Origin of the sequence: Paenibacillus sp. FSL R5-0475, assembly GCF_038004585.1 — a bacterium.
In the GTDB taxonomy this organism is placed as follows: Bacteria; Bacillota; Bacilli; order Paenibacillales; family Paenibacillaceae; genus Paenibacillus_AQ.
This window is the reverse complement of record NZ_JBBORK010000001.1, coordinates 927,179-952,079: the sequence shown is the minus strand read 5'-3', so window position 1 is coordinate 952,079 and position 24,901 is coordinate 927,179. Positions and strand designations below refer to the sequence as shown.

Below are 24,901 nucleotides of genomic sequence, written 5' to 3'. Positions count from 1 at the left end.
CTAAATGCAGCTGCCAGGTTCATGGAAGTGCGGCTTACAAATATCCCAGCAGATTGGCGATGACTTGCGCACTATCGGCACGGGTCATCATCTCTTGCGGTGCGAATTGCATATTGCCGCGTCCTTTTATCAGCCCTGCCTGCTCAGCGAAACTTGCTGATTTCTGTGCCCAGTCATGAATCAGGGAATAATCACTGAACGAGCCTGCTGAAACTTCATTTACCTTGCTGCCTTGTAAATATTCATAAGCCCTAACGATCATTACGGCCATTTCCTCGCGGGTAATGCTGCGGTCCGGTGCGAATGAATCCGAACTACGTCCGAGCACTATGCCCGCTTCGCTTACGGCTGCAACGTACTCTGCATACCAAGCTTTGGAGTCCACATCAATAAACGTTGAATGACTTCCTGCCTCTAAGCCTAGCGCTCTTGCAATCATGGTCGCGAATTGTGCTCTTGTCACTTTCCCTTGCGGATTAAACTCAGTATCGGAAATACCTTGGATAATATGTTTAGCCGCCATTATCTTAATAACATCCCTCGCCCAGCTATCCGTACTGACATCCAAGAATGTCTTGTCATATTCTAGGACTGCAAACTGGCTGAAATGCTGTATTTCCGTACTCCATTTTCCATCAGCTAGCGTTCCGCCCATAAATTCAAGAGCTCCGTTCCCGGCTATATTGTAGATGCCCAGCAAATTAGGATTGGAATCTGAATCTACTATGAAGGTAAGCGTCAGTGGCTTATCAAAACGGGTTACCGGTACGGCAGTGCCATTCGTACTAATAACTTCCAAACTGAAGTTAATTACATCACTTGCAGCAGATAACTGAACCGAGCCGTTGACAGCTGGGTTATTCATAAGCTGTTCCACGGCAACTCTGGATGCCTTCACGGCCGAGAGTTTGATTCGTGCTCCATCCACTTGACCTCCTGCAGCTTTCTCCTGGATACTCTTTAGCGCTTCTGGGGTCAGTTGGATAGCAAATGTATTCCATACGAGACGCAGCGTGTTCACTCCGATAATATTTGACACTCCCACAGGAAGCAGTACGGAATCAGTAGCATCTGTGAGCTGAACTGTTATTCCCCCTCCAACCGGAGCCGTGAAATCGTCACTGTTAAGAATCCGCGTGGTCTGCGGCAGCGGTGTTGGTGTTGGCGATACCGTCGGTGCTGTGGTCGACACCGGCCCTGAGGTTACTTCAGGTACAGGTGTTGGTGTAGGATTTGCTGTGGGTTCAACTGTCGGTGTTGGTTCTACCGTTGGTGTTGAAGTCGGCGGTTGCTGTGCTTCTCCCACTGTAACTATTCTTATAACTTCAACAGCCGTATTGCCCACGGAATCGCTCACATTATAATGATAAATATAAGTGCCTGCTGATGAGGTATCTAACGTCTCCGTATGATTCCCATCCTTCGTAATCGTCGCCACAATACGTTCTGTAATATCGCCATCGCGGTTATCCATTGCGGTGGCTCCGGCATCTGTATAGCTTGCGCCATTGTCCAGTTGAACAGATGGTTCACCAAGCAGTGTAATGACCGGCTTCAGTACATCTGGATCTTCCGATACGATTACTTTTCGGGTGACTTCCGCAGCCGTATTGCCTGCGGCATCGCTGACATTGTAATGGAAGGTGTAGATATCCGCTTGCGCTGTATCTAACTCCGTCAGACCATACACTTCACTGCTGACCGTTGTATTGATGCGGTCTGTGATATCACCGTCTTGGTCGTCATACGCAGTGGCTCCGGTATCCGTATATTCAGAACCGATCTGCAGATTGACTATGGCTTCACCTATCAAGGTAATCTCCGGCTGCTTCATATCTGGCTCCGGTAGCTTAATTGTTCCGCTAGCCGCAGCTTCTGCCTTCGCCTCGCCCTTGTTCAGTAATACTGTGAAGCTGAAGCTGCCGGCTGTGTCATCAGTAGCTTCCTGGAATGAAGATAGGGTGATATCACCCAGCGTAACCCCCGTATCACTGAACCCGATTAAACCGTTCATCGTTTGGAGCAGCCAGGTCCGGACTCCGTCTTCGCTGTTAGCTGTTTCCTTCTGCACGCTATATGCAGCACCTTCTATAATACTTTTAGCCTCGTTTACAGCCTGCTCATTGACAATGCTGACCCTGTCCTTCGCCACTGCTAAGTAACTGATCACAGATGCCTGACTATTCGTATTGTTTATCGAATATTTCACGATGCCGCTCACCGGCAGCGTAAAGTCATGAGTGATCGTGATGCCATTAGGACCTGCGAGTACACCGGTCTTGACCGTTTCGTTCACTGTCTTCCCTTCAGCATCAGTGTAGCTAAGCGTGATATCCATCGTGCGGTTGCTCATATTCCACCAGTCCCGATGGAACGATGTAATCGTGTACTTTCCTGCGCTCAGAGGGAGGGTGTAGATCAGAGGTGTATTCTTTGTATTCGAGCTGTAGACACCTGTCTGAGTTTTATCCGTGATAACCACGACACCGCCAAGCCCTTTGAGATTATAATTTGCCCCTGTATTGATATGACCCCACACAGCGCCTGTTGATAGTTGATCCGCGGTGCTATTCAGAAGGCTGTCGCCCACGAAATTCTTGATCACCGTATAGGGTGGTGTGACGACATCCGCCGAAACACCGACATCCAAAAAGTACACGAGACCTTCTGGCACTACTTCCACATTAGCTGTGGTTTTTAGATTGCCATAAGTGCCGATTACAGCTACTCTTTCATAGGGTGTGTTGAAGCTGACCGCGTCTAAATTCCACTTCACAGACACCTGCAATTTAGATCCATCTTCTCGGGTAGCCTCCAACTTATCTGGAAGATTCGGCAGTTTCCCGACATAAGTGGCAATATCCTGAGGAGCAGCAAGCTCCCGTATATCCCCTGTTGTCAATTGGTTCTGGGCAGAAATCAGACGTCCCGCGAGTTGCACAGCTCCTTCCTGATCCAGTCTGAAATCAGCAGCATTGTCTAGTGCTTCTTGGGCGGTGTTCTGTGCGGCTGCAAAAAGCTGCCAGTCTCTATCCGAATATTCATCCAGTTTGATAACTTCTTTCGCCGCTATTACCGCTGATTGAAGAGCAGCTGTGTCCGCTGTACCTTTTACTTCACCGGAAACAACGGCCACCGCGTCCACAACCAAAGTACCGCTTAATACCTTTATCTGAACGTTATGCTGTCCATATTTAAGTCCGCGAAGCGTGTACGTTTGGTAGAGTTCTTTAGAGGCCATCGTATCGGCTGACAGTGTGACAATTTCATCATCAACAGTCACTTCTAACTTAGCCGATCCATTATTCGGTCCCAGAATATCTAACCCGGTGCCTTCAAAAGAATATTCCATCGTAGCAGCTGCACCTTGACTGGTAGATAGGGAACGTTGATAAATATACATACCAGCCCCGTTTTGATGACTCCACAAACCGCCGTATTTTAATTTAGGGTTTGGTGTAGCAGCCAAATCATACATTTCAAGATTATCCAGTAATTCGGAATAGTATGGCGTATAGCCGTCAATCGTCTCGACCTTCAGATTATCGAAACGAACATGATAATATCCACTGGCTAAATCTACCCGACCAGACAATTCAGGGTTCGGATCAGTATAAGAAGCCAGTTTCACATCGTCCAAATAGGCAGTCACTTTATCGCCTGCAACCTGAATGGCAATGTTATGCCAGGCATCATGTGCGGTGTTAAATCCATCCAGCTTTACTCCACCGGAACCGCTCACTACATTGCCACTCGCTACTGCGCTATTATTGACCAGCAGCTGCCAACCTCCGTCAAACCAGAACTTCAGTACATAAGGTGTGCCGTTTATAGTGTGAGAGCTGCCGCCTCCTTGATACCGTGCGCCAATCGCAGCATAATTAGCTCCGCCCTGCGTACTGTTCGTCTCGAACGAAACATCTACACTGGCCTTGTAATTCGTCCACCGGTTATCACCGATAGCCGTTACGGGATCTCCACCGTTCCAAGTACCACCCAGCCCCATAATTTCCGTATCCAGCTGTTGGCGCAGAACATAGTTGTCAGACCCGTCCGGAAGATACGCCTCAAATGCACCGTTGCGGTCGTGCGTATACCGTGGTATCACACTTTTGGAACCGCCGCGGGATTCAATATAGCTTTGGGTGCCAGCATTCTGCCCACCTGCCCCGATCTTCACAACGGATTGATTGGAGTAGTCAAAATCATCGGCGTACAGGATATTGTCCGCTGTATTTTGAATCCTCCCTGTGGCGTCGGTATCAAGCACGATGCGGTCGCCTTCTACAGGTAACGGTGTTTGATACGCCTCATTGTCCTTGTTCTTCAGAGTGGTCACAGTCAATGTCGAATATGGTTTGACATGAATGGTATAAACCCCACTGCCATCAACAGCGACATCCCCGAGATATTTCATATAATTGCTGTTGAAAGCTTCGCCCGCGTCTGCCGCACGAGTCTCCCATACTTCCAATGAGGGATTACCCACAAAGTTCATATTTACCGTCTGAAGCTTATAGGTTTTGGCATATTCACTATCGTTCACAATAACGGTTGAAAAATCGCTTCTGTCAGGTGAAGCAAGCGTCATATAGCTAGGAGAACCGTTGCGACCGCTAACAGGGTTAGTGCCTGTCGCACCCGTGGAGCTAGCCTTAGGAACTGCTCTCCAAATCCCTGCCGTATTATCCTCGTTCTCCCAGCCCACATTGGCGAACCAGCTGTAATGCTGCAGAGCAACAAGACCTGCATCATAATGAATCCATCCCGACCACGGATCACGTGCGCTAAGTAGTTCCTTAAACGAATATTGTCCACCTTCGTAGAAGGAGCCGATGGCCGGCTGATAAATAAAGTGCGTCCGGCGGGAATTGACGAATCCTTTAATAATCGTATTGCTCATCTCCAGTGGACTGCCAACACCGCCGATGCCGGTTCCTTCCACTGTAGGGTCCTTCACATTATTGTTGGGACGGAAGGCAGAGTTACTGAAGGTGGACTGCGCCTCACTGTTCCATACTTCAATATCATATTGTTCTGCGAGCTTTTTGAAATTGCCTGCGCTGTCGTCGTCAGTGTTATAGTGATATCCGGCGATCGGAGCCGCATCCCTTAGAGAAGCGTCGCTTACCATACTGCCGCCAAATGAACCAATCCCTACTTCATCAGAGATCACAACTTTGATCTGGTTATAGAGCGCTTGCTCTACTGGGCTTGCAAAACCTTCGTTATCTGTTTTAACACGCTCAGCGTACTGTTTGGTCCAGGTCAAATCCGGCGTATGCTCGTTGATATGGGGATTGACGTAGTCGACCATATAGCCATACTCACGGTAAGCAGCAAGAATTGTATCTTTATACCAGGTATAGATTTTATCGTTGTTGCTTGCCCAGGCCGGAGCACTCCATCGCAGGATGCTGACCTTGAGATCCGGATTCGTAGCCTTGGCGTCAGCCGCAAGCTGGAATCCGGGATGCCTAGTGACATTGGCTTGTTCATCGGCCGTACGCATAGTAGCCGGGTCCGGGCCGGTAGAGTTGTTACGGTCATTGCCCATCTCTATTTTTACATGCGTCATGATGGGATGCTCTCCACCGAACAGAATCCGCAACATTTCTGCGTAAGCTTCCGGATGCTCAGCCTTATAATCCATCAACAGGGCACTGGTGCTGTTGGCACTTAGTACGCCAAATCCCTTGAATGTTAGGCCGTTGACATTGTCCGCTTTAATATCGTTGCCGTCGAGTAGAACCTTGACCATGGAAGCTGCGTTCTGCCGAGCATCTTCGATCTCTTTTTGAATCCCGCCCTTGGCAACGGCGAACCAGCTTAAGATTGGTTTCTCACCGGAAACATAGGCATAGGTCAATGTCATAGAGCTACTAGCGTCGATATCACCGGGAATAGTGAATTCGCCGGAAATAAGCGGAGTCACATTAGTATTGAATTGTGCAAACGAGATCGTCTTTGTTGCACCATTTGTATCCTTATATTCGATCTGAGGCTGTATTACTCGAGTGCGGCTGCCATACCAATCATGGAAACCACTACTGAGTGTATAGGTTCCAGCTTCTGGAGCCATTAATTTATATACAATATGATTGCTAGTAGGGTCGGCACGAAGTCCTACTGTCCATATGGATGGATCAGTTGCAGGATCGGTAAGTCCTCCGTCTTTGGAGTTCTTCACCTTGTTGATGGAATCATCAAATCCCCAGGCAGTCGTTCCGCTGACATATTTCTGATCTGGTGACGGGTTGAGCAATGTGCTACCGGACAGCGTTTTTACTGCTTCGTACAGTGGCGAAGAAGTAGGACCATTACCTACGGAATCGCCCCCTCTGCCGCTATCCACAAAGTAAACCAATGGATTCCTTGAAGGTGGAATAACTTCTACATTGGCAACAACCGGCCCATCATTCGCTGTACCCGTGACTGTCACTGTGTCATAAGGAACGGCAAAGGTATCTTCACCTATATTCCATTTCACAGTCGCAGACTGGCCTCCAATGTCAATGCTAGCAGGCAAAGTAGTGTCAGCAGATGTCTTCGCCCCCATAAAGGCGGCTGCGAAAATAGTATCCACCGTAGCCGCAGATACAGATGGCATATGGAGTGCCGGAAACATTCCAACTACAAGCGCAGTGGTCATCATCATTGAGAATAGCTTTTTTCTAACGGAGTGTTTTCTGCTCATTCTTTAATCCTCCTTTTGCTATAAATGGTCTCTCGGCATGTTTCATGCTTGATTTGACTTTATCGCCCAGCAAACAAAGAAAGCGCATTCATTTCATTGATAAGCTAAAAAAAACTGGCAGCATGCGAAAACTGCAACTGCCAGGTTCAAACCTGTCTAGCCTTTAATACCAGATGCTGCGACGCCTTGAACGAAGTACTTCTGAAGTGCCAAGAAAACAATCACAACCGGAATAATGGAAACCACACTTGCAGCCATTATCAGACCGTACTCGGCGGAATATTGCGAAATGAACATTCGTAGTCCAATCTGTATAGTCTTGAGTTTCGTATCCGTCAAATAAATCATCGGCCCCAAGAAGTCATTCCAAGTAGCAACAAAGGTAAAAATCGTCAAGGTGGACAAAGCCGGCTTGGATAGTGGCAGCATAATTCTCGCCCAAATCCCATATTCGCTCAAGCCATCGATTCGGGCCGCCTCGCATAATTCATCTGGGACACCCTGATAGAACTGGCGCATCAGAAATACTCCGAAAGCCGAGAATGCCTGCAATAGAATGATTGCCAGATGGGTATTGTTAAGTCCCATGTAACGCATCAAGATAAATTGCGGCACCATATATGCCTGCCAAGGTATCGCAATCGTAGCGATATATCCAAGGAATAAAACATTTTTCCCTCTGAATTGCAGTTTGGAGAATGCATACGCAGCAAAACTTGAAGTCAATAGCTGCAAAATCGTTACGATAATTGATAATTTCGCCGTGTTATAAATGAAGCGGTCCAGTGGAATACGGGTCCAGATATCCACGAAATTTCCCCAGCGCGGATTCGCCGGAATCCATTGCATCGGGAATGAGAACACATCCTTGTTCAGCTTGAGCGAAGAAGACAACATCCATATATATGGAACAAGCATACAGAGCACCGTAGCAAACAACAAAATATACACTAGCACCATCGTGCCGATTCTAATTCCTTTATTTGTACCCACCATATCTTTTGAATCCTCCTATTGTCCGTATTTCTTCTCGCCGCGGAACTGGACGATGGTGATGCCAAGTACCAGCAGAAACAATACAATGGCCATGGCGCTGGCATATCCGTAATCAAGCGAACGGAACGCCGTATTGTAGATTTGATAAACCATAACCCTTGTAGAATCGTTCAACTGGTTATCAGCGCCGGCAAATAGGTTGATAAAAATATCGTAGACTTTGAACGAATTGATGACTAGAATCATCAGCACAAAGAAGGATGTAGGCGCCAGTTGAGGGACCGTCACATTGCGGAATCTTCTCCAGGCGTTAGCACCATCAAGTTCAGCAGCCTCATACAACTCAGGGTTGATCCCCTGTAGACCTGCCAAGTAAATGACCATGTAATAACCCATGTTTTTCCACACAGTGAACAGTATTACTGTGAACATCGCCCAGTGTTTATCCGCCGCCCAGCGGGGAAGATCCTCCAGTGGGATACCGGTAAGGGTATGCAAAATATTGTTGATCGGCCCCATCGTAGGGCTGAAGATAAAGTTCCATACGGCAGCAACGGCTACCAAGGATGCCACATATGGGAAAAAGAATACGGTTCTCATGAAATTGCGGGCCATGATCTTCTGATTAAGCAAAATCGCCAGCGCCAGCGCAACAATCATGGTGAACGGTACTACCCCAATAGTGTAAACAATGGTATTCCATAATGCTTTATGAAATGTTGTATCGTTAATAAGCCGGGTGAAATTGTCCAATCCGATATATTTCATTGGATTGGCCCCATCCCATTTCACAAAAGCTAGGATAAAGGCGAAAAACATGGGTACTAGTGTAAACACGGCAAATCCGATAAAGTTCGGCGCAATGAAGCTGTACGCTACCAGGTTTTCCCGGACACCTTTTGACAAATGACGTTTAGGAATTTTTTTTGTATCCAATATGGTTTCGTTCTGCATTCTTTCTCCTCCAAACCTTTCTATAAAAGGCGGGCTTTCACCCGCCCTTAGAATTCACCAACTCTCTTCAGGTTAATTGTTCAAGAGCTGCTGTACGCGCGTATTCATATCCTTCAAGCCTTCGTCGATCGAAGCGTTTTTGGTCATAATGTTATCGTGGGCTTCGTTTAGAATTACTTCAATGTCCGCACTCTTTTCATGCATTGGCATTTCCAAATAAGTCTGAACCGTAGTCAGTGCCGCTTTGCTGTTATCATCCGTAGGGAAACCGTCAATCGAAGTAATGGAACTGATAACTTCATCGTTCTTAATCGCTGGAATGGTTCCGGTGGAAGCAATGACTTTTGCACCTTCTTCACCAGTCACAAAGTTCATGAAATCAAGTGCCGCTTCTTTATTTTTGGATTTCTGATTTACAGCCAGGGAAGTAATTGTACCCAGTGTTGTACCGGCTTCCACGCCATCCGGGTGAGGATATTTCACAATTCCCCAGTTGGTCGATTGAGACTCGCCGCTCTTCACCTTTTCAATTTGAGTTGCTATAAACCAGCTGCCCATGTTCATCATCGCAACGGAATTGTTGTAGAATACACCGGAATAATGCGTGCTTGAAGTCTTTAGTGTGGCGTAATCCATAACGATACCATCTTCCTGTTCTTTCAAGATCCGTTCATAGGTTGGCTTCAGGAAATCGTAGTTTCCACCGACAACGTTGTTCTTACCGTCAAGAATACCGAACAATTGAACCGCGCTCCGCCAAGTATGATAATGGGCTCCGTATACTTTTTCAGAACCGCTGCCGGAGGTCATTTTTCTAGCAAGTTCATCATATTGGTCGAATGTCATATCATTACTTGGATACTCCACTCCCGCTTTATCAAACAAGTCCTTATTATAGTAGACAACCCAGAAATCACTCCGGAAAGGAAGCGCATACACTTCATCGTTCACTTCAATCTGTTCTACAGTACCGCCATAGACGGATGGATCAATGTTTTTGTCTCCCATGAATCCCTTGAGCGGCTCCAAGTGATTTTGTTTCACGAGGTTTGAGTATCCAGGAATATCCTTAATCGTAAGTACATCCAGATCTGCACCACCGGACAACTGTGTACTCAGCATTGTCATATAGTCAGTGGAACCAAGATCGACATATTCGATCGTTACATTCGGATGCTCAGCTTTATAGGCATCAATCAACGGCTGATAGTATGCTGTGGCTTCCCAATCCCACAATGCCCATTTCAAGGTCACAGGATCCTGTTTCGGTTCAGCGGAAGCGTTTGCAGTATTTCCCGTTTCTGGAGCAGCTGTTGCAGCACTGCCTTCGTTGTTGTTATTACCGGAACATCCGGCTAGCGCACTTAGGGAGAGTATTGTGGCAAAAGTCATGCCATAGAATCTTTTCAATTTCATATAAAAATCCCCTTTTCCTTCTGATTGTTTACACTGATCGGCTCATCCGATCTATTTCAAAGTTTAAGACTTTCCCATCTAGAATGGCATGTATTTTCAAACTCAGTTCATTCACTTTTCTTTGTTCTTCTCTTCCTCCTTGCTTCAAACCTGTAAAATCCTATTTAAAACATGTAAATTTCTCAGCTCCTCTGCCTTCCACTGTATGGAATCACAGGAATATGCTATGGTGTTAATATGGATATCGGTAAACTAGTTAAGCATATTATAAATAGAAGATTAACTTTGAACATGCATTAATTGAAAGATATTTTTGAAACCGCTTTATATTTTTCTGCATTTTGTAGAGGAGTGTTCAATACGGTAAGAAAATCAACCATTAAGAGCCGCATTATTCTGATCATGACCATCTTTGCGCTACTAATCGCCGCTCTGCTATCCTTTTTCAGCTATGAATTGATTACCTATTATCAGCGTAAAACAACCATCCAGGCGACTGAGTTCAACCTGCAGCTAGTTTCCCATATTATTGAACAAGATTTGATTAATCTCTCCTCATTAGCGATGACGAATAGCACCAACTCGTCCACCAATACATTACTCACTGATTATTTTGTATCTCCAAAGGCAAGCGCCAAGGATGCTGTTAATGTATTTAACTCCATGCAGGAGGACTTTCGGATCAATCGCTCCAATAGCTATGTCCGCCGCTTGATTGTTACGGGTAACAACGGAAAGTTCCTGCAGGTGGATAATTCCGTCAGCACTTCAATTCCACTTACTGTGCACAATATCGGTCTAATTCCCGGACTAAATAAAGATGCTGCGGAGCAGTGGGAACAAGTAATTAAGGACCCGCTCTCCACCACAAACGGAATTCCTTTTGTTCTACCTATTTACGGAGATGGGGCTGCCCGGATTGGAACGGTCTACTTGCTCGCCAATACTTCCTTAATTACCGACAAGTTGAAGGGGTATTCCCTGCCTAAGAATTCCCGAATGCTGTTGACGCTCGGCAATCATCATTATCAGCTCATTGGCGATAAAGTGACTGCAATGACTACGCCGTATGAACCTGTGGCCTATACCGATGATAAGCCTGTCGGTCCACAAACCGAGCTGTCCATGATCAAGCTGGAGGATGAAGAAAGCCAAATTGTGGTCTCTTATCCCGTGCGGAGTGGAGTGATTCTGTCGCAGACCTTATCCAATGATCAATTCGCTCCCAAAGCAAATATATGGATTCTGGTAATGCTTGGCGTTTGTTTACTTGTCATCGTCTTAAGCGGCATTATTACTTTGTACTTAACCCGTAACATCAGTCTCCCGGTAGAGAAATTAAAGAAGCGAATTGATAAGATTGCCCAGGGCAACTTCTTGCTGGACCGCAATATCGAATGGAACAGTGAACTAGGTGATGTTGGTCGAGGTATCAACCGCCTATCACAGGACATTGTTGCGCTCATGGATAGCCAGCTCGCTGACGAGAAGCAGAAACAGGAGCTAGAGTACAGGATGCTGCAAAGTCAGATCAATCCCCACTTCTTGTACAACACACTGAATTCGATCAAATGGATGGCTACGATTCAGAATGCTACCGGCATTGCAGAAATGACTACTTCACTCTCCAGACTGCTGCGGAGCATCGCCAAAGACAACCGGAGACTAATGCCACTGAAAGATGAGTTAAGCCTGCTCGATGACTATTTTCTGATTCAGAAATACCGGTATGGCAGTACAGTCTCGATGGTGAAGGAAATTGAAGATGAGGAACTGCTCTCCGGCCTGATTCCCCGTTTCACGTTACAACCTCTGGTTGAGAATGCTATCTTCCATGGCATCGAGCCCAAAGGTAGAGGAGATATTCTCATCACGGTGAAAAAAAGCGGCTTTGCCGATATCCTGGTCACGATTGAAGACAACGGTGTAGGCATGAAGGAAGAACAAATCTCCACCATTCTGTGTGAATCGGAGGATGGAACTAGGGGAGTTTTCGAGAACGTTGGACTCCATAGTGTAAATGAGCGTTTACGGCTAGCCTTTGGGGAGAATTACGGTCTTTCAATTGAGAGTGAAATGGGCCAGTATACTCTAATGAAAATCCTTCTACCATTTATACAAAAAGAGTAGAATGGCAAATCTAGCAAGGATGTGGTCAAATTGATTAAATTATTAATTGCCGACGACGAAGCACTTGTCTGTATCGGCTTGCAGTCTATGCTGAAATGGGAGCAATATAATATAGAGATTGTCGGTATCGCGCACAACGGTGCTCAAGAAGAAGAGATGATTGACACTCTCCGCCCGGACATCGTAATCAGCGATATCAAAATGCCAATTAAGAGCGGTTTAGAGGTTGCCGCTTCGATACGCCAAAAATATGGTCGACTTCCGCTATTCATTATGTTGACTAGTTATGAAGAATTTCAATATGCACGCGCAGCTTTAGAGGTGCAGGCCACGGATTATCTAGTAAAGCTGGAACTTACTCCGGAAGCACTGGCCGAATCCATCCGAAAGGCCATTTCCTTTCTAGAGAGTTACCAGACGATGGAAAGCTACCCAAAGCTTGTTCACCGCGGCAACCTTCAGGCGCAGCGTGATAAATTCTTCATCCGTCTGTTTAATAACCTGTTCGAGAATAAGAACCAGTATCTCCTGCAGAAAGAGGATTTGGCGTTAGAGTTTTCCGAGCCCGCCTACCTGGTCTGTACTTGCCGCATTCTAGGCCCAGACACTGTCCCTCCCCGTGGAGATAAGCTGGTTGCCTTATGCTCAAGCACTGTACAAATGGCAAAGGACACGCTTACTTCTATACAACCCTGCTATGTCACCAGTCTTGACTTACGTAATTTCGCCGTTGCTCTACCTGTCCCCGAAGTCAATCCCCGTCACTGGATGTCTGACATTGAGAAGCAACTTACCGACATGGCATCCGTATTACATAACTATTTCAATGTAACGATTATTGGTGCCATAGGGTTTGCCGTCGAGGACCCTTATTTAATGCGGGAGAGCTACCTAGCAGCTCGAAAGGCATTGCCAGTTGCCGTGCAAGAACGGTCTTTTGTTTTCTTCGATGAGAATGAACCTCTAGAGCAGGAACATCCGTTGTTTGATTTCTCTGAATCTCGTTCGGAAATCCGCCGTGCTTTTGAAGAACTAGATACCCTTGCTTTATACACCATCATCTCCAAGATGATTGAAATCTTCGAAGACCGATCTGACTTACTGGTGCCCGCCACTGATGCTGCCTGCAATATTCTGTATATGGCCACTTCGCTTCTTGCGGATGGAGAAAACATTGTAGAGCATATCTTTGAAAATGAACCGGAAGGCTACCGGGCCATCTATCAGATGCATACAATTGAAGAGATCGCCGGCTGGTTGATTCAGTTCCGTGATGGCTGCTCGGAAATTCTCTCTACTCGAAGACAAAGCTATAAAGAACAAATCGTCAAAAATGTCCAGGAATACATCAAAAGAAATCTCGGCACTAAGCTTTCACTGAATCAAGTAGCAGATGTCTTCAATTTCAGTCCAAACTATTTAAGCCATCTGTTCTCCAAAGTCGCTAAGGTCAATTATGTAGAATATATCACGGAGACTAAAATCACTGTGGCCAAGGAAATGATGATGCGCGGTGAAGGTCGTATTTACGAAATTTCCCAAAAACTCGGTTATGAAAGTGCCTTCTATTTCAGTAAGGTCTTCAAGAAAGTGACAGGGATTTCACCCAGAGAATATATGCAACAAATTGAAGCAGGCTGATAGTGATCGCCGGCCCCTCCAAAAAGCAACAGCATTCTTTAGCAATAAAAGTGACACTCCGTCCGACAACAAAAAATCTCGTTTCCAAGACAAATGTCTAGGAAACGAGATTTTTATCGTAAACACCAGTAACTATTTCATTTGAGCTTGTTCTTCTCTAGTAGGACCAATTACGCCAGGTACACGAAGACCTGCTTGACGTAAGAGAACAGTCATTTGACCACGATGATGTGTCTGGTGATCTATAAGCGATCTAAGCATTGCACCACGAGGCATTAAACCAGCAAAGGTCTGTACACTCTCAACCATTTGCTCGTCCGTTAATTTCTCAACCTCAGAAGCAATATTAGCCGCGATATTCTTATAAGCTTCAACAATCACAGCCGCATGAGCCGGAACTTCCTTCGGATTGCCTACTGGAGTAAGTGTTAACCCTACCTGACCACCAAAAAACATCGGACAGGTTGCCAAGTGCCAACCTAACCATCCCAATGAGTTGTGACCTTCAACAATTACCTGATCTAATTTATCATCGGTAAGTGATTCAAGAACGCGAATTGTCCCTGCAGAAGCGCTTGCCCATTCTCCTAGAAAATCTTGAACTGTTCTGTACATTTGAAATCCCCTTTATTGGTCGTTAAATAACGATTACTTAGTCATACCAATTAAATTATAACCTGTCACAGGGTCTGTTACAAATAATCTAAAGGACCAACATATTTTTCACTTAACTTGAGAAAAAGGGGACTTTCGGAGTATTACTGATTTTGGCATAATATAACGCCCTCTTAATGGTCTCTATTTCATCTAAAATCTGGTCTATGGTTTGGGAGGTTACATTTCTACTCGATTAAATCGCAATCTGAAAGTATTTCCGGTTTATGGCGCATGCTATCCTGATTGGTTATTTTACGGATCACCTTACACGGTACACCTGCAGCAAAAGAATTTTCTGGGATGTCCTGAGTCACGACACTACCTGCACCTATTACGCATCGATCACCAATCGTAACACCTCCACATACAGTTACATTTGCTGAGAGCCAAACATCGTTACCAATGCTAACAGGCTTTGCATAGCATAAAGACGCAGCATCACCATTTTGATCAAGCATTTGCCTACGCTCGGAGGCAACGAATGGGTGAATAGGCGTAACGATGGTTACATTAGGTCCAAAACTCACATGATCACCTATCGTAACCTGTGCATCATCCTGGACTGTAAGGTTATAGTTTCCAAAAAAATGATCACCAATTTTTGTATGAACACCATAATGAAAAAAAATGGGACCCTGGATAAAAGAATGCTCCCCTATGCTATCAAGTAACTGTGACAATATCGCTTCCCGCTCCTCTGTCTGATCCTCAAATGTTCGGCTATATTGACTACTCAAATTGTGGGCGAGAAGCTTTTTACGCTTTAGTTCTATGTTACCTGGATTGTATAATATCCCTTTGAATATTCGTTCTTCTTCTGTCAAATTGTTCACCTCTTTTAGTTTTTAGACAGTAAGTTCAATTTGAATATTTTCTGGCCCTAAAATACTGCTTTCATAATATCCGTCACCTGTGGTCCGTGGTCCACTTAACGTTCTAAATCCCGCTTCTGCCAATTGCTTGGTTAGCAGATCGACTTGTTCCTTACTGCCTAAGCTGAAAGCTAAATGAGTTAAGCCCGTCCGCAAGAGATCATGAACTCCTTCTACCATATCCGGTCTGCTCATAATCTCCAATCTCGCGCCGCCCTCAAACGTGAGAAAATAGGTTCTTAATCCCGTTTTGGGATTATGGTATTGTCGATTTGACTTCGCATTAAAGAATTGACTATAAAATTGTCTGCAGCTTTCTAAATCTTGTACATACATAGCAATATGTTCAATTTTCATAAAAATCTCCTTTCCGTCCCTACATGTATTAGTTTTGAACATAATTCCTCGTAATATCGTTAAGCCATTTAAATTTAAAATAACGTATTAAGGCAATCGGGGCTTTAATAACCTCGTCTAAATTGATGATAATAAATATCGTTAGAGGGGAGAGATGCCACACAAACGCACTCATGTATCCTAATGGTAATATGATGCCCCACATTACAATCGTGTCACACCAAAAGCCAAATCTAGAATCTCCTCCAGCAACAAATATTCCTCCAATCGTCGTGGAGTTTATCGATTTCGGAATACAACAATAAGCACAGACAAGAAGCATTCCACTCAAATATATTTGTGCTTGATCATCCAAATTAACAAGTAGAAACACTATAGGCTTCAGTAATAGCAAAGTAATACCTGCAACAATGCCAAACAAAATAGCATATACATTTAATATTTTCCCAGCTCTTTTAGCCATTTCAATTTCGCCATTGCCTAGATATTTACCAACAAGTACGGAGCCACCACTTGCAATACCTCCACATAATACAATGACCAGATTCTTAACGACCGAGGCAACTGAATTTGCAGCGACCATATCTGCATTGACATGTCCAATAATTGCAGATGTCACAGTTAATGCGCATCCCCAAACAATATAATTTCCTTGGACGGGTAGTGTATACCTCAAAAAATCCTTAATCAAATTACGCTGAACCATGTCACGTAAAGGTAACCTAAACTTTATATTTGATTTGATCGAGTGGATGATACAGCAACCAAATTCAACGATACGTGCCAAAACTGTAGAGAAAGCAACTGCCACTACAGCCTTTTCTGAATTACCCGGATAAAGTATGAAAATACTTAATACATTCAAGAGAATGTTCAATATAAGACACATAGAACTGATCCAGGCACTCACACGGGCATTTTCCATGCTTCTAATTACACTAAAGTACATTTGAGATATTCCGCTTATCAGATAGGAGAACGAGATCACTCGCAAGAAACTCGATCCATATTGAATTAACTCGACGTCATTTGTGAAAAATCGCATTAATTGATCCGGCATCAACAGCGATATCCCAAAAAAGATAGCGGATATAATAATAGACATCGTACATCCAATACTAAAGACTCGTTCAATTGTCATTAAATCTTTCTTTCCCCAATACTGTGCAGTCAAAATCCCTACACCTGCTGCCAATCCCATGTAAAACAGTGTTAAAACAAATGTAATTTGCCCAGCCAACGATACAGCAGACATTGTAGACTGGTTTATAAAACCTAACATGAATATATCTATTGTCACGGCTAACGATGAAATGAGGTTTTGTAAAGCAATCGGAATGACCAAATTAAGCAATTGACGATTGAAATGCTTATCTCTCATCTCAAACGTGCTTCTTCATCCAGATCTTCCTTAGTGATCTCTTTGTCTTTGTAATAGTATTTTTGGTCGTGTTCATTAATGGTGCGCATCACCCTGCATGGATTACCAACAGCAATAGAGTTAGCCGGAATATCTTTTGTTACAACACTGCCGGCACCAATAACGGTATTTTCTCCAATAATGACCCCTGGACAAATTGTAACATTCGCCCCGATCCAACAATTGTTCTCAATTTTCACCGGATCAGCATACATATATCCTCTGTAATCTGGATGGATTGGATGTCCCACTGTAGCAATCGTTACAGATGGACCGAACATAACATTTTTTCCGATAATAATTTTAGTGTCGTCAACAAAATTACAATTAAAATTAATGTACGTTCCATCTCCAATCTCAATGTTCGTACCATAGCAAAAGTAAAAGGGCGGCTCGATCCACACCTTTGTTTCTTTACCAAATATCTCTTGCATGAGTTGTGTACGTTTTTCTAGATTATCTGGCGCTGTTATATTAAAGGCATGCATTCTTCTTTTTGCCTGTAGTCTGTCTTCAGGCAGTCCTTCACAGTAATCAGTAAATAGTTTACCGGAGGCAATACGTTCTCTCATCGTCATATTTCTGGCTCCTTATAATATCTTTTGGATTTTGTATTATTGTCGAGCAATATCAAAATTGTATAATTTCTTAGTAGTCCTATCCACCGAAATCAAATATAATTCTATTAAAATCGTATTTTGTTTGAGGGAGCTGTGATTGTGAGTGCAGAGCTGGAAGTATTCTCTGATTTATCGGAAGAACTAAATTATAATCTTCCTGATTTTCCGCTATACGTACGAAAAGGAGCACTTAATCATTTCGATAAATATGCAGCAGCATGCCATTGGCATCCGGACTTGGAATTTATTTTAGTACTAGATGGGGAGATGGAGTATTTTGTAAACGGAGAAATTGTACTGATTGAACGAGGTAACGGAATATTCGTTAATAGCAAGCGTATGCATTATGGTTTCTCCACCAATAAATTGGATTGTACATTCATTGTCGTTGCTGTCCATCCTTCACTACTCGGAATAAACACACATGTAGGCAAAGTATATTGGGATGAGAAATTCGGTTCTAATACTGAAGACTATATTATGATTACTTCACAAAGCACGTGGGGAAAGGACATCCTGTATTCCTTACATCGGATTTATGAAGAAATGAACAGCACTCCTTGCAACCCACTACGCCTTCTTTCACTGGCTACATCACTATGTGCAGACGTCGGAGATCATATACAGAGGGTTCCTGGGCAGATAAATGATGACCAGTCATGGATTGCCGTTTGGAAAATGACAGGATTTATTCATCATCATTTTGACCTTAGAGTAACCCTGAATGACATCGCTACCGCTGGGTCTGTTTGCAGGAGCAGATGCTGCGAGTTGTTTGGCACATACATTGGCCAAACGCCTAATACTTACCTAGTGCGATATCGTATTCAAAAGAGCTCCGAGATGCTGGTAGGAACTAATCGATCGATTAGTGAAATTGCGATGAACTGCGGATTTCAAAGTGCGAGCTATTTTTCATCAGTTTTCCGTAATGAGACTGGATTGACGCCTCAGAATTACCGAAAGAAATCTCGAACACCTTCCCATTCAAATTAGCTTATTGACGGGTGCTTCCCAAGAATAGCTTATTTTTCGGTTTGGCACTCGCGATCTCAAATCCACCCTCGCGAATGCCAAAGAAGCCAGTAAATCCAAAGTTCTTTGGGTTACTGGCTTCTTTCATTATAATTAAGATACAACGTATGATTCACCTAAAACACGCTTAATACTGTATGACCCCTCTATCATTTCCGTGGCTATAAATGACTCCATATCACTAGATTCAATATCATACAACACTTCAATTTCCTTGGAGAACAAAATGTTTCCTTCCTTGATAAGTTCAGAGAGAGGTGGAACATTTTCAGCTTTTACATCTCCATTGTAAACTTGTTGAAGTCCGTCGACATAGGCTTCTAATGATCGTGCCCCCACAATTTTAACACCTTTATTTTCTTCATTCACCATGATAATGGTTGGAAATCCACGTACACCAAGTCTGCCTGCTAACTCAAAATCCTGCTCTAACAAATCTTGTGCCGATCCAAGAGCAGCATCCGCCACTATTTCTTCGCCATTTAGCCCAATGTTGTTGACTATATCAACTAATGTTTTCTCCTCTCCAATATTCTGATTGAAGGCAAATACAGCTTCTCTTGCCTGACGCAAAAACTCATTTTCTTTACCCGGATATATATTTTGTATAACCTTGTATACTCTAGATGGCGGGTACGAAGAAAGAATCGGATTATTTTTCCACAAAGAACCATCGATAGGCATACGTGAATGTAAACCGACTTCTCTCCAATGCTCCGCAACATCCGAAGGCTGTTGAATGCCATTGGAGACATCTGCAAAACCATGCCAGCTAGAAAGCAAACCACCCATAATCGTCTTCACATTAAAATATTGACCATACTGCAGAATAAAACGATTGAGTACCGGCTCAAGCGCCCAACAGTGGGAACAGATCGGATCTGTTGCATAGTAAAGTGTGATTTTGGGGGACTGTAGATTAAAGTCGATCATTTCCATTTGCTCTTCATCCCCTGGCCCACAGACACCGGTTTTAAGGTCACACATCATATTTGAATTATTCATATATAAATCACCTTTCGCTGGAGAATCAAAGAAAGTGCCCTCTTGTAGAAGTTCTTTGTATGGGAGTATTATAATACCAATACAAAATCAAACAAGTACGTTTATTTTTAATACTAAGTATCTTTAATAATACTATTAGATTGGAGTTATGTATGAAATACGAATTTAGACTTGATCAATTATGTCCTGCAACCTTCGCATTCCATGTAATCAGCGGAAAATGGAACCTCCCGATCCTAGCCATTCTTAGTGAGAACGACAACATACGCTATAACGAGTTAAAAAGAAGACTGCATGGAATAACAGGGACTACCTTAACCAACTCACTGAGGGATCTTATAGAATATGGAATCATTCATCGGGAGCAGTATAACGAAGTACCACCAAGAGTTGAGTATTCTCTGACTTCATCTGGAAAAGAATTAGTGCCTTTAATTGAATCCGTTGTTGAATGGGGACAAAGAAATATTGGGGTGAAGGATAATTCCTAGAATGCTTTCTCACTCCTATTCCTGAATCTCCAAATGCATATACGAAGGCGCTTCATCCCAAGGAACGCTATATCCCGCTCCCTTTGCACAGAACATAGAGCTGGAGGTGTACTCAGGATCAGCGCTGCGGTCGTATCCAATCCTTGCGATGACCTGTTCCGGGTTATGACATGGCTGATAACCGCCTAACTTCATCGAGATTGCTCCCTTGCCCTTCGTGAATGAAGCAAGCTCTACTGCATAATGCATGAACGTCGCGACAGGCGCACGTCCCTGAATAAACATCGATTCACCTAGCATTTCTGGCGGGTCAAATTCACCATGGGCCAGCTGTATATCAGACATTACGCGTCCGATCAGCTCTGCATCGACTTTGATTTTGAATTGATAATAGGGTTCCAGTAGAATTTTGTTCGCTTGCTCCAATCCCTGCCGCAGTGCCCGCAGTGTCGCCTCCCGAAAGTCACCGCCATGAGTGTGCTTCTGATGCGCTGCCCCGGTTAAAAGCGTTATATACAGATCGGTGACGGGAGAGCCGGTAAGAACTCCACGATGGTCCTTTTCTAGTAAATGCTGACCGACGAGATGCTGATACCCTGTGCTGAGCTGCTCAACATGGCATGTACTCCGATATGTAATTCCCTCACCACGTTTCGCAGGCGCAAGCCGGAGATGCACCTCTGCATAATGCTTAAGAGGTTCGAAATGCCCACAACCAATCACAATGTCTGCGATCGTCTCTTTGTATAATATCTCTGGCTTGGAGAACGATACCTTGAGCTGGAAACGGTCTAACACCACCTGCTGAAGTACCTCTAGCTGGATCATTCCCATCACATGAACATGAATCTCCTCCAGCTTGCCCTCCCATGTCACTTGCAGCGTAGGGTCTTCGGCTTGCAGGATCATGAAATAGCGTAGCACTTCTCTGGATGATATCCCCAAATTGAATACAACTTTGGATTTCAACGCTGACACAAGACGGGATTCTACTTGATCTGAATGATTACCTATACCCAGTCCAATGGCTGCATCAGTTAGGCCCGTAACGGCAACAAGCTGTCCCGCGGAAGCCTCATCGCATGAAGTATATTTCCCCCCATGATAGATACGAATAGAAGTGATTTTCTGGCTTAACTCCTCATGTTCTGAAGTGCTATAGCAGAGATCCTCCCGTACCCGTAACTTTCCAGCTAATATCTTCATAAAAGTCAGTCGCGTGCCTTGCAGCTCATGACGCACCTTATATACTCGTGCCCCGAACACTGCATTTACTTCATAAGTAGATTCCATTAGTAGTTGCATCGTCTGCATCCATTCCGCAATCCCCTGATCCAATAGAGCTGCTCCACTCATAACGGGAAAAACCACCCGTTCTTTAACCATTTGTTTCAGCGTAGCCAATACCTGCCCAGGATAAATGTTGTCTTCGAGATATGCCTCCATCAAGGTTTCATCTCGCTCAGCAACGGCGGTAATGACCTCTTCAGGCAGCACGCTCTGATCTAGACCTTTTGCCAAATACAACATATCCGGCGAAAATTGCTGCCTTAACGCTTTTAGCACACGCTGGACGTCAGCACCGGTACGATCTATTTTGTTAATAAATATAAAAGTGGGTATGCCATATTCCTGTAGCAATTGCCAGACCGTCTCGGTATGCCCTTCAATGCCCTCCACAGCACTTAAGATGACTACCGCATAATCCATGACCTGTAAAGCGCGCTCCATCTCAGCTGAAAAATCGACATGCCCCGGTGTGTCAATGAGCTGATACGATTGTTCGTTATATTTCATCACCGCCTGGTCAGCAAAAATCGTTATCCCCCGTGCCCGCTCCATCTCATGACTATCCAAAAAGGCATCCTGATGATCGACTCTCCCCCGAGTCTTAATTCCGGAAGCATGGTATAGGAGCTGCTCTGCGAAGGTGGTTTTGCCGGCATCAACATGTGCTAGCAGTCCGATGGTGATTGGTGATGCTTCTGACAGTTTACAATACATATTTCTACCATCCATTCAGTCAATCTGTTATATAAGAATCGTAGCCGAAATCTAGTAGCTTGTACAGAATCTCTCACCACCTACAGCATGCGGTAACGCCCGAAGATCCATATTATCCAATGACATAACCATCCTCGATGAAGGATTTAGCTAGAATAATATGCAAGAAAGACACTAGAAAAGCTATTGAGATGATGATTATGTCCCTATTAACTTATAAAAAAACCGGTAACCCTTAACAGAAAGGATTACCGGCTCAATGAATAGTTAGTTTTTGTGGTTTTTCATTTTAAACGAGAATTCACTGTTAGAAAATTCAATGCGATAACGTTAATATTTCTAATCTCCTTAAAACAATAAATCATCTACTCTCTAGACTCAACAGCTTTTTATCTAGAAATGCCTTTACATCTTTAGCAAGCTGTATGGATGCTTCAATTTCCAACTTAGTTGTTGAAACACTTTCAATGCTGCATCCAATTGGAATTCCCTTCTCCAGCCCGAACTCAAATAGTTCTTCAAATATTTTTTGAGATAGCTGAATGGATTTATCCAAAATGTCGTTCGAGTATTTCAACTCGTTTTCTAACCATCCCGGGATACTGATCCCCAACCATTTCATAAATTGTAATGTTTTCGCTGTGCCACATGGTGCAAGATTAAATAAAATAGGAACCATTTCAAAACCCTTATTTGTATAGTAATAATATAAATCAGACAATAAATTCTTTGACGCCTCTACATTATAAGTTGCCTGAGTGATAAAAAAGCTGCATCCATTGTTAATCTTTTCGACAATCCGTGTATGCTCATCATTCTTTTTTATATGTCTTTCAGGAATGACAACTCCTCCAAAATTTAAATTACTATTTAACTGTTTGCTTAGCTTATAAGCATCTGGTAAATTCAATTTCACCTCTTGCTTACTTGATGAAGCGCCCACATACACGGAAAATCTGTCTTCACTTTCGTCAGTCTTAATCCAATCCGCGAACGAAGCTCTTGTATCATTACCGACGCACCGATAAATTATTTTCGGGACCTCCACTTGTCTTAGATATTTATCACCATAGACAGCCGGATCAATCGTTGGTAAATATGGGTAAGGTCTTTCATGATCAACTCTTTCTGCTTCCTCCTGGACGTCGTAAAGAATTAAAGCATCTAAATCAACGTTTTTAAGTCTTTCAACCTGTTTCTGTGCAATTTCTGATATCTTTTCTGGTGAATGGCTTGCCTTCGGTGGTGTCATCCCATATGTTAAAATACCAGGTTTCTTGCTCAATATTTTTTGTTTAAATGTACTCTCTGCCGCTCCCAAAATAAAAAACTCCTCTACACGTCTCTTTTAAGTTAAGGCTACCATGGCAGGCTTAATATGTATAACTTATATTTACTATATCTAGTTATATTTTAAAGCTATGATTCCCTATTGGTACTTATCGAGTAGTACATCATGGAAGCGGAACTTCTAGATTTTAATGTTGACAACCATTTGGTCTGACTATAATATTAGAAGTCCTGCCAACCTTAAAGTTGGCGATAAGGGGACCGAAAGGTTCATTCTTATTTAAAAAGGGTGAGTATTATGAATAAAGAAGAATTAATGGAAAGCGCACGTAACACAAAGAAAGCTGCTTATGCCCCTTATTCTAAATTTCCAGTTGGAGCAGCCTTATTACTTAAAGATGGAAATGTTATTAATGGAGTAAATGTAGAAAATGTATCTTTTGGTGCTACTAACTGTGCAGAGAGAACAGCAATCTTCACAGCTATTACAAAGGGCTATACTAAAGGTGATTTTCAGGCTATAGCTGTAGCAGGTGACACAATGGATTTTCTGCCGCCATGCAGTATCTGCAGACAAGTATTATCGGAATTCTGTTTGCCCGACATGCCTGTCTATTTAACCAATGAGAAAAAAGAAATCTTAGAGCTGAGTTTAAGGGATTTATTGCCTTACGCATTCAAAAATTTAGATATGTAAAAATAATACCTACCATAGTGGAATATCAAAAACACGTGTACCTGTGTTAGACAAGTACGCGTGTTTTTGTGTTTAAAAGCTTAGTCAGAACACAGAGTTCACAGACCAGACACACTGCGTAAATACGTTGTGACTTACCAAATCGCAATTCCAACCTTATCTTTTTCTTTAAGTACTACCTTTATCATTTCCAAAGCATTTCTGACACTAAATTCAATAAATTCTTTATCATAGTCTGTATGTAGTTCTATAGTATCTAAATTATCAAGCAAAATAAGGAATTCACTTTCCAGTTTTTCTATTCCTTCATCAAATGCAAAAATATTCGTATTCTTTAAAGAATATATTAACTCACATCCGAGTTCACTAATTAAATCATTTCCCCAGAGAGTTTTTCTGCATGATTCGAAACCAAACAAATTATTATGTGGTGCGGGTACCTGCTCCTCCAAAAAATTAGTATCTACAATTATACTTCCCTTTTGAATTACACTAATTATCAAACTCATATAGTTAAAACCTCTCAATGATTATCTATAATTTTTGATTCTTTTTTCTTTTGTTTCTTATAACATCATCAATAAATAAAAAAACAAGCGATCCATTGAGATAAAAGATT

At 43.3% G+C, this 24,901-nt stretch carries 18 protein-coding genes; 5 read left to right on the top strand and 13 right to left on the bottom strand.

The features are described from left to right. Positions 1-34: 34 nt before the first annotated feature. The 4 genes from MKX41_RS03975 to MKX41_RS03960 all read right to left on the bottom strand — a co-directional run bounded on the left by MKX41_RS03975 (position 35) and on the right by MKX41_RS03960 (position 10,063). Complete coding sequence (locus MKX41_RS03975) at positions 35-6,697, bottom strand: S-layer homology domain-containing protein (RefSeq protein WP_340968791.1); 6,663 nt, start codon at positions 6,695-6,697, stop codon at positions 35-37. A 156-nt stretch (positions 6,698-6,853) separates the two neighbouring features. Next, entirely contained in the window at positions 6,854-7,693 is an 840-nt protein-coding gene (locus tag MKX41_RS03970; protein WP_081392974.1) for a carbohydrate ABC transporter permease, read from the bottom strand. A 15-nt stretch (positions 7,694-7,708) separates the two neighbouring features. Continuing rightward, the gene (locus tag MKX41_RS03965; protein ID WP_340968790.1) at positions 7,709-8,647 is read right to left on the bottom strand and encodes a carbohydrate ABC transporter permease; all 939 of its coding nucleotides are present in this window, start codon (positions 8,645-8,647) and stop codon (positions 7,709-7,711) included. 72 nt (positions 8,648-8,719) lie between these two features. Next, the gene (locus MKX41_RS03960) at positions 8,720-10,063 is read right to left on the bottom strand and encodes an ABC transporter substrate-binding protein (RefSeq protein ID WP_340968788.1); all 1,344 of its coding nucleotides are present in this window, start codon (positions 10,061-10,063) and stop codon (positions 8,720-8,722) included. Positions 10,064-10,414: 351 nt separating this feature from the next. Here MKX41_RS03960 and MKX41_RS03955 point away from each other — a divergent pair, with 351 nt between their 5' ends. Together MKX41_RS03955 and MKX41_RS03950 are read left to right on the top strand one after the other, a co-directional pair. After that, on the top strand, positions 10,415-12,193 hold the full coding sequence (locus tag MKX41_RS03955) for a sensor histidine kinase (protein WP_340968786.1): 1,779 nt from the start codon (positions 10,415-10,417) through the stop codon (positions 12,191-12,193). A gap of 30 nt (positions 12,194-12,223) precedes the next feature. After that, on the top strand, positions 12,224-13,834 hold the full coding sequence (locus MKX41_RS03950) for a response regulator (RefSeq protein ID WP_340968785.1): 1,611 nt from the start codon (positions 12,224-12,226) through the stop codon (positions 13,832-13,834). A 132-nt stretch (positions 13,835-13,966) separates the two neighbouring features. Here MKX41_RS03950 and MKX41_RS03945 read toward each other — a convergent pair whose 3' ends face one another. The 5 genes from MKX41_RS03945 to MKX41_RS03925 all read right to left on the bottom strand — a co-directional run bounded on the left by MKX41_RS03945 (position 13,967) and on the right by MKX41_RS03925 (position 17,718). Next, positions 13,967-14,449, bottom strand: a complete 483-nt coding sequence (locus MKX41_RS03945; RefSeq protein WP_042186968.1) for a DinB family protein — start codon at positions 14,447-14,449, stop codon at positions 13,967-13,969. 227 nt (positions 14,450-14,676) lie between these two features. Beyond that, positions 14,677-15,324 (bottom strand): sugar O-acetyltransferase, encoded by a 648-nt coding sequence (locus MKX41_RS03940; RefSeq protein ID WP_340968782.1) that lies wholly within the window; start codon positions 15,322-15,324, stop codon positions 14,677-14,679. A gap of 12 nt (positions 15,325-15,336) precedes the next feature. After that, entirely contained in the window at positions 15,337-15,720 is a 384-nt protein-coding gene (locus MKX41_RS03935; protein ID WP_042186963.1) for a VOC family protein, read from the bottom strand. Between the two features lie 28 nt (positions 15,721-15,748). Next, positions 15,749-17,101, bottom strand: coding sequence for an MATE family efflux transporter (locus MKX41_RS03930; protein ID WP_340968778.1), 1,353 nt, complete (start codon positions 17,099-17,101; stop codon positions 15,749-15,751). After that, on the bottom strand, positions 17,098-17,718 hold the full coding sequence (locus tag MKX41_RS03925; RefSeq protein ID WP_340968776.1) for a DapH/DapD/GlmU-related protein: 621 nt from the start codon (positions 17,716-17,718) through the stop codon (positions 17,098-17,100). The genes MKX41_RS03930 and MKX41_RS03925 overlap by 4 nt, the downstream gene beginning before the upstream one ends. A 141-nt stretch (positions 17,719-17,859) precedes the next feature. Here MKX41_RS03925 and MKX41_RS03920 point away from each other — a divergent pair, with 141 nt between their 5' ends. After that, a complete protein-coding gene (locus MKX41_RS03920; RefSeq protein ID WP_340968774.1) occupies positions 17,860-18,756 on the top strand; it encodes an AraC family transcriptional regulator in 897 nt (298 codons plus the stop codon). Positions 18,757-18,888: 132 nt separating this feature from the next. Here the strand turns inward: MKX41_RS03920 and MKX41_RS03915 are convergent, their stop codons facing one another. Then, complete coding sequence (locus tag MKX41_RS03915; protein WP_340968773.1) at positions 18,889-19,800, bottom strand: DsbA family oxidoreductase; 912 nt, start codon at positions 19,798-19,800, stop codon at positions 18,889-18,891. Positions 19,801-19,952: 152 nt separating this feature from the next. On the opposite strand from MKX41_RS03915, the gene MKX41_RS03910 reads away from it, so the two are divergent. After that, a complete protein-coding gene (locus tag MKX41_RS03910; protein WP_042126439.1) occupies positions 19,953-20,291 on the top strand; it encodes a winged helix-turn-helix transcriptional regulator in 339 nt (112 codons plus the stop codon). A gap of 15 nt (positions 20,292-20,306) precedes the next feature. Here MKX41_RS03910 and MKX41_RS03905 read toward each other — a convergent pair whose 3' ends face one another. Together MKX41_RS03905 and MKX41_RS03900 are read right to left on the bottom strand one after the other, a co-directional pair. Continuing rightward, the gene (locus tag MKX41_RS03905) at positions 20,307-22,295 is read right to left on the bottom strand and encodes a translation factor GTPase family protein (RefSeq protein ID WP_340968769.1); all 1,989 of its coding nucleotides are present in this window, start codon (positions 22,293-22,295) and stop codon (positions 20,307-20,309) included. A gap of 361 nt (positions 22,296-22,656) precedes the next feature. After that, positions 22,657-23,616, bottom strand: coding sequence for a methylenetetrahydrofolate reductase (locus MKX41_RS03900; RefSeq protein WP_340968767.1), 960 nt, complete (start codon positions 23,614-23,616; stop codon positions 22,657-22,659). Positions 23,617-23,883: 267 nt separating this feature from the next. Between MKX41_RS03900 and MKX41_RS03895 the strand changes: the two genes are divergently transcribed. Next, on the top strand, positions 23,884-24,282 hold the full coding sequence (locus MKX41_RS03895) for a cytidine deaminase (protein WP_036689594.1): 399 nt from the start codon (positions 23,884-23,886) through the stop codon (positions 24,280-24,282). A 134-nt stretch (positions 24,283-24,416) separates the two neighbouring features. Here the strand turns inward: MKX41_RS03895 and MKX41_RS03890 are convergent, their stop codons facing one another. Further along, positions 24,417-24,791: a hypothetical protein gene (locus MKX41_RS03890; protein WP_339802522.1), complete on the bottom strand. Its 375-nt coding sequence runs from the start codon at positions 24,789-24,791 to the stop codon at positions 24,417-24,419. Positions 24,792-24,901: the final 110 nt, after the last annotated feature.

Coding starts and splice junctions, on each gene's coding strand:
- MKX41_RS03975 (WP_340968791.1), bottom strand. CDS start 6,697: ATGAGCAGAAAACACTCCGTTAGAAAAAAGCTATTCTCAATGATGATG.
- MKX41_RS03970 (WP_081392974.1), bottom strand. CDS start 7,693: ATGGTGGGTACAAATAAAGGAATTAGAATCGGCACGATGGTGCTAGTG.
- MKX41_RS03965 (WP_340968790.1), bottom strand. CDS start 8,647: ATGCAGAACGAAACCATATTGGATACAAAAAAAATTCCTAAACGTCAT.
- MKX41_RS03960 (WP_340968788.1), bottom strand. CDS start 10,063: ATGAAATTGAAAAGATTCTATGGCATGACTTTTGCCACAATACTCTCC.
- MKX41_RS03945 (WP_042186968.1), bottom strand. CDS start 14,449: ATGTACAGAACAGTTCAAGATTTTCTAGGAGAATGGGCAAGCGCTTCT.
- MKX41_RS03935 (WP_042186963.1), bottom strand. CDS start 15,720: ATGAAAATTGAACATATTGCTATGTATGTACAAGATTTAGAAAGCTGC.
- MKX41_RS03930 (WP_340968778.1), bottom strand. CDS start 17,101: ATGAGAGATAAGCATTTCAATCGTCAATTGCTTAATTTGGTCATTCCG.
- MKX41_RS03925 (WP_340968776.1), bottom strand. CDS start 17,718: ATGACGATGAGAGAACGTATTGCCTCCGGTAAACTATTTACTGATTAC.
- MKX41_RS03915 (WP_340968773.1), bottom strand. CDS start 19,800: ATGAATAATTCAAATATGATGTGTGACCTTAAAACCGGTGTCTGTGGG.
- MKX41_RS03910 (WP_042126439.1), top strand. CDS start 19,953: ATGAAATACGAATTTAGACTTGATCAATTATGTCCTGCAACCTTCGCA.
- MKX41_RS03905 (WP_340968769.1), bottom strand. CDS start 22,295: ATGTATTGTAAACTGTCAGAAGCATCACCAATCACCATCGGACTGCTA.
- MKX41_RS03895 (WP_036689594.1), top strand. CDS start 23,884: ATGAATAAAGAAGAATTAATGGAAAGCGCACGTAACACAAAGAAAGCT.
- MKX41_RS03890 (WP_339802522.1), bottom strand. CDS start 24,791: ATGAGTTTGATAATTAGTGTAATTCAAAAGGGAAGTATAATTGTAGAT.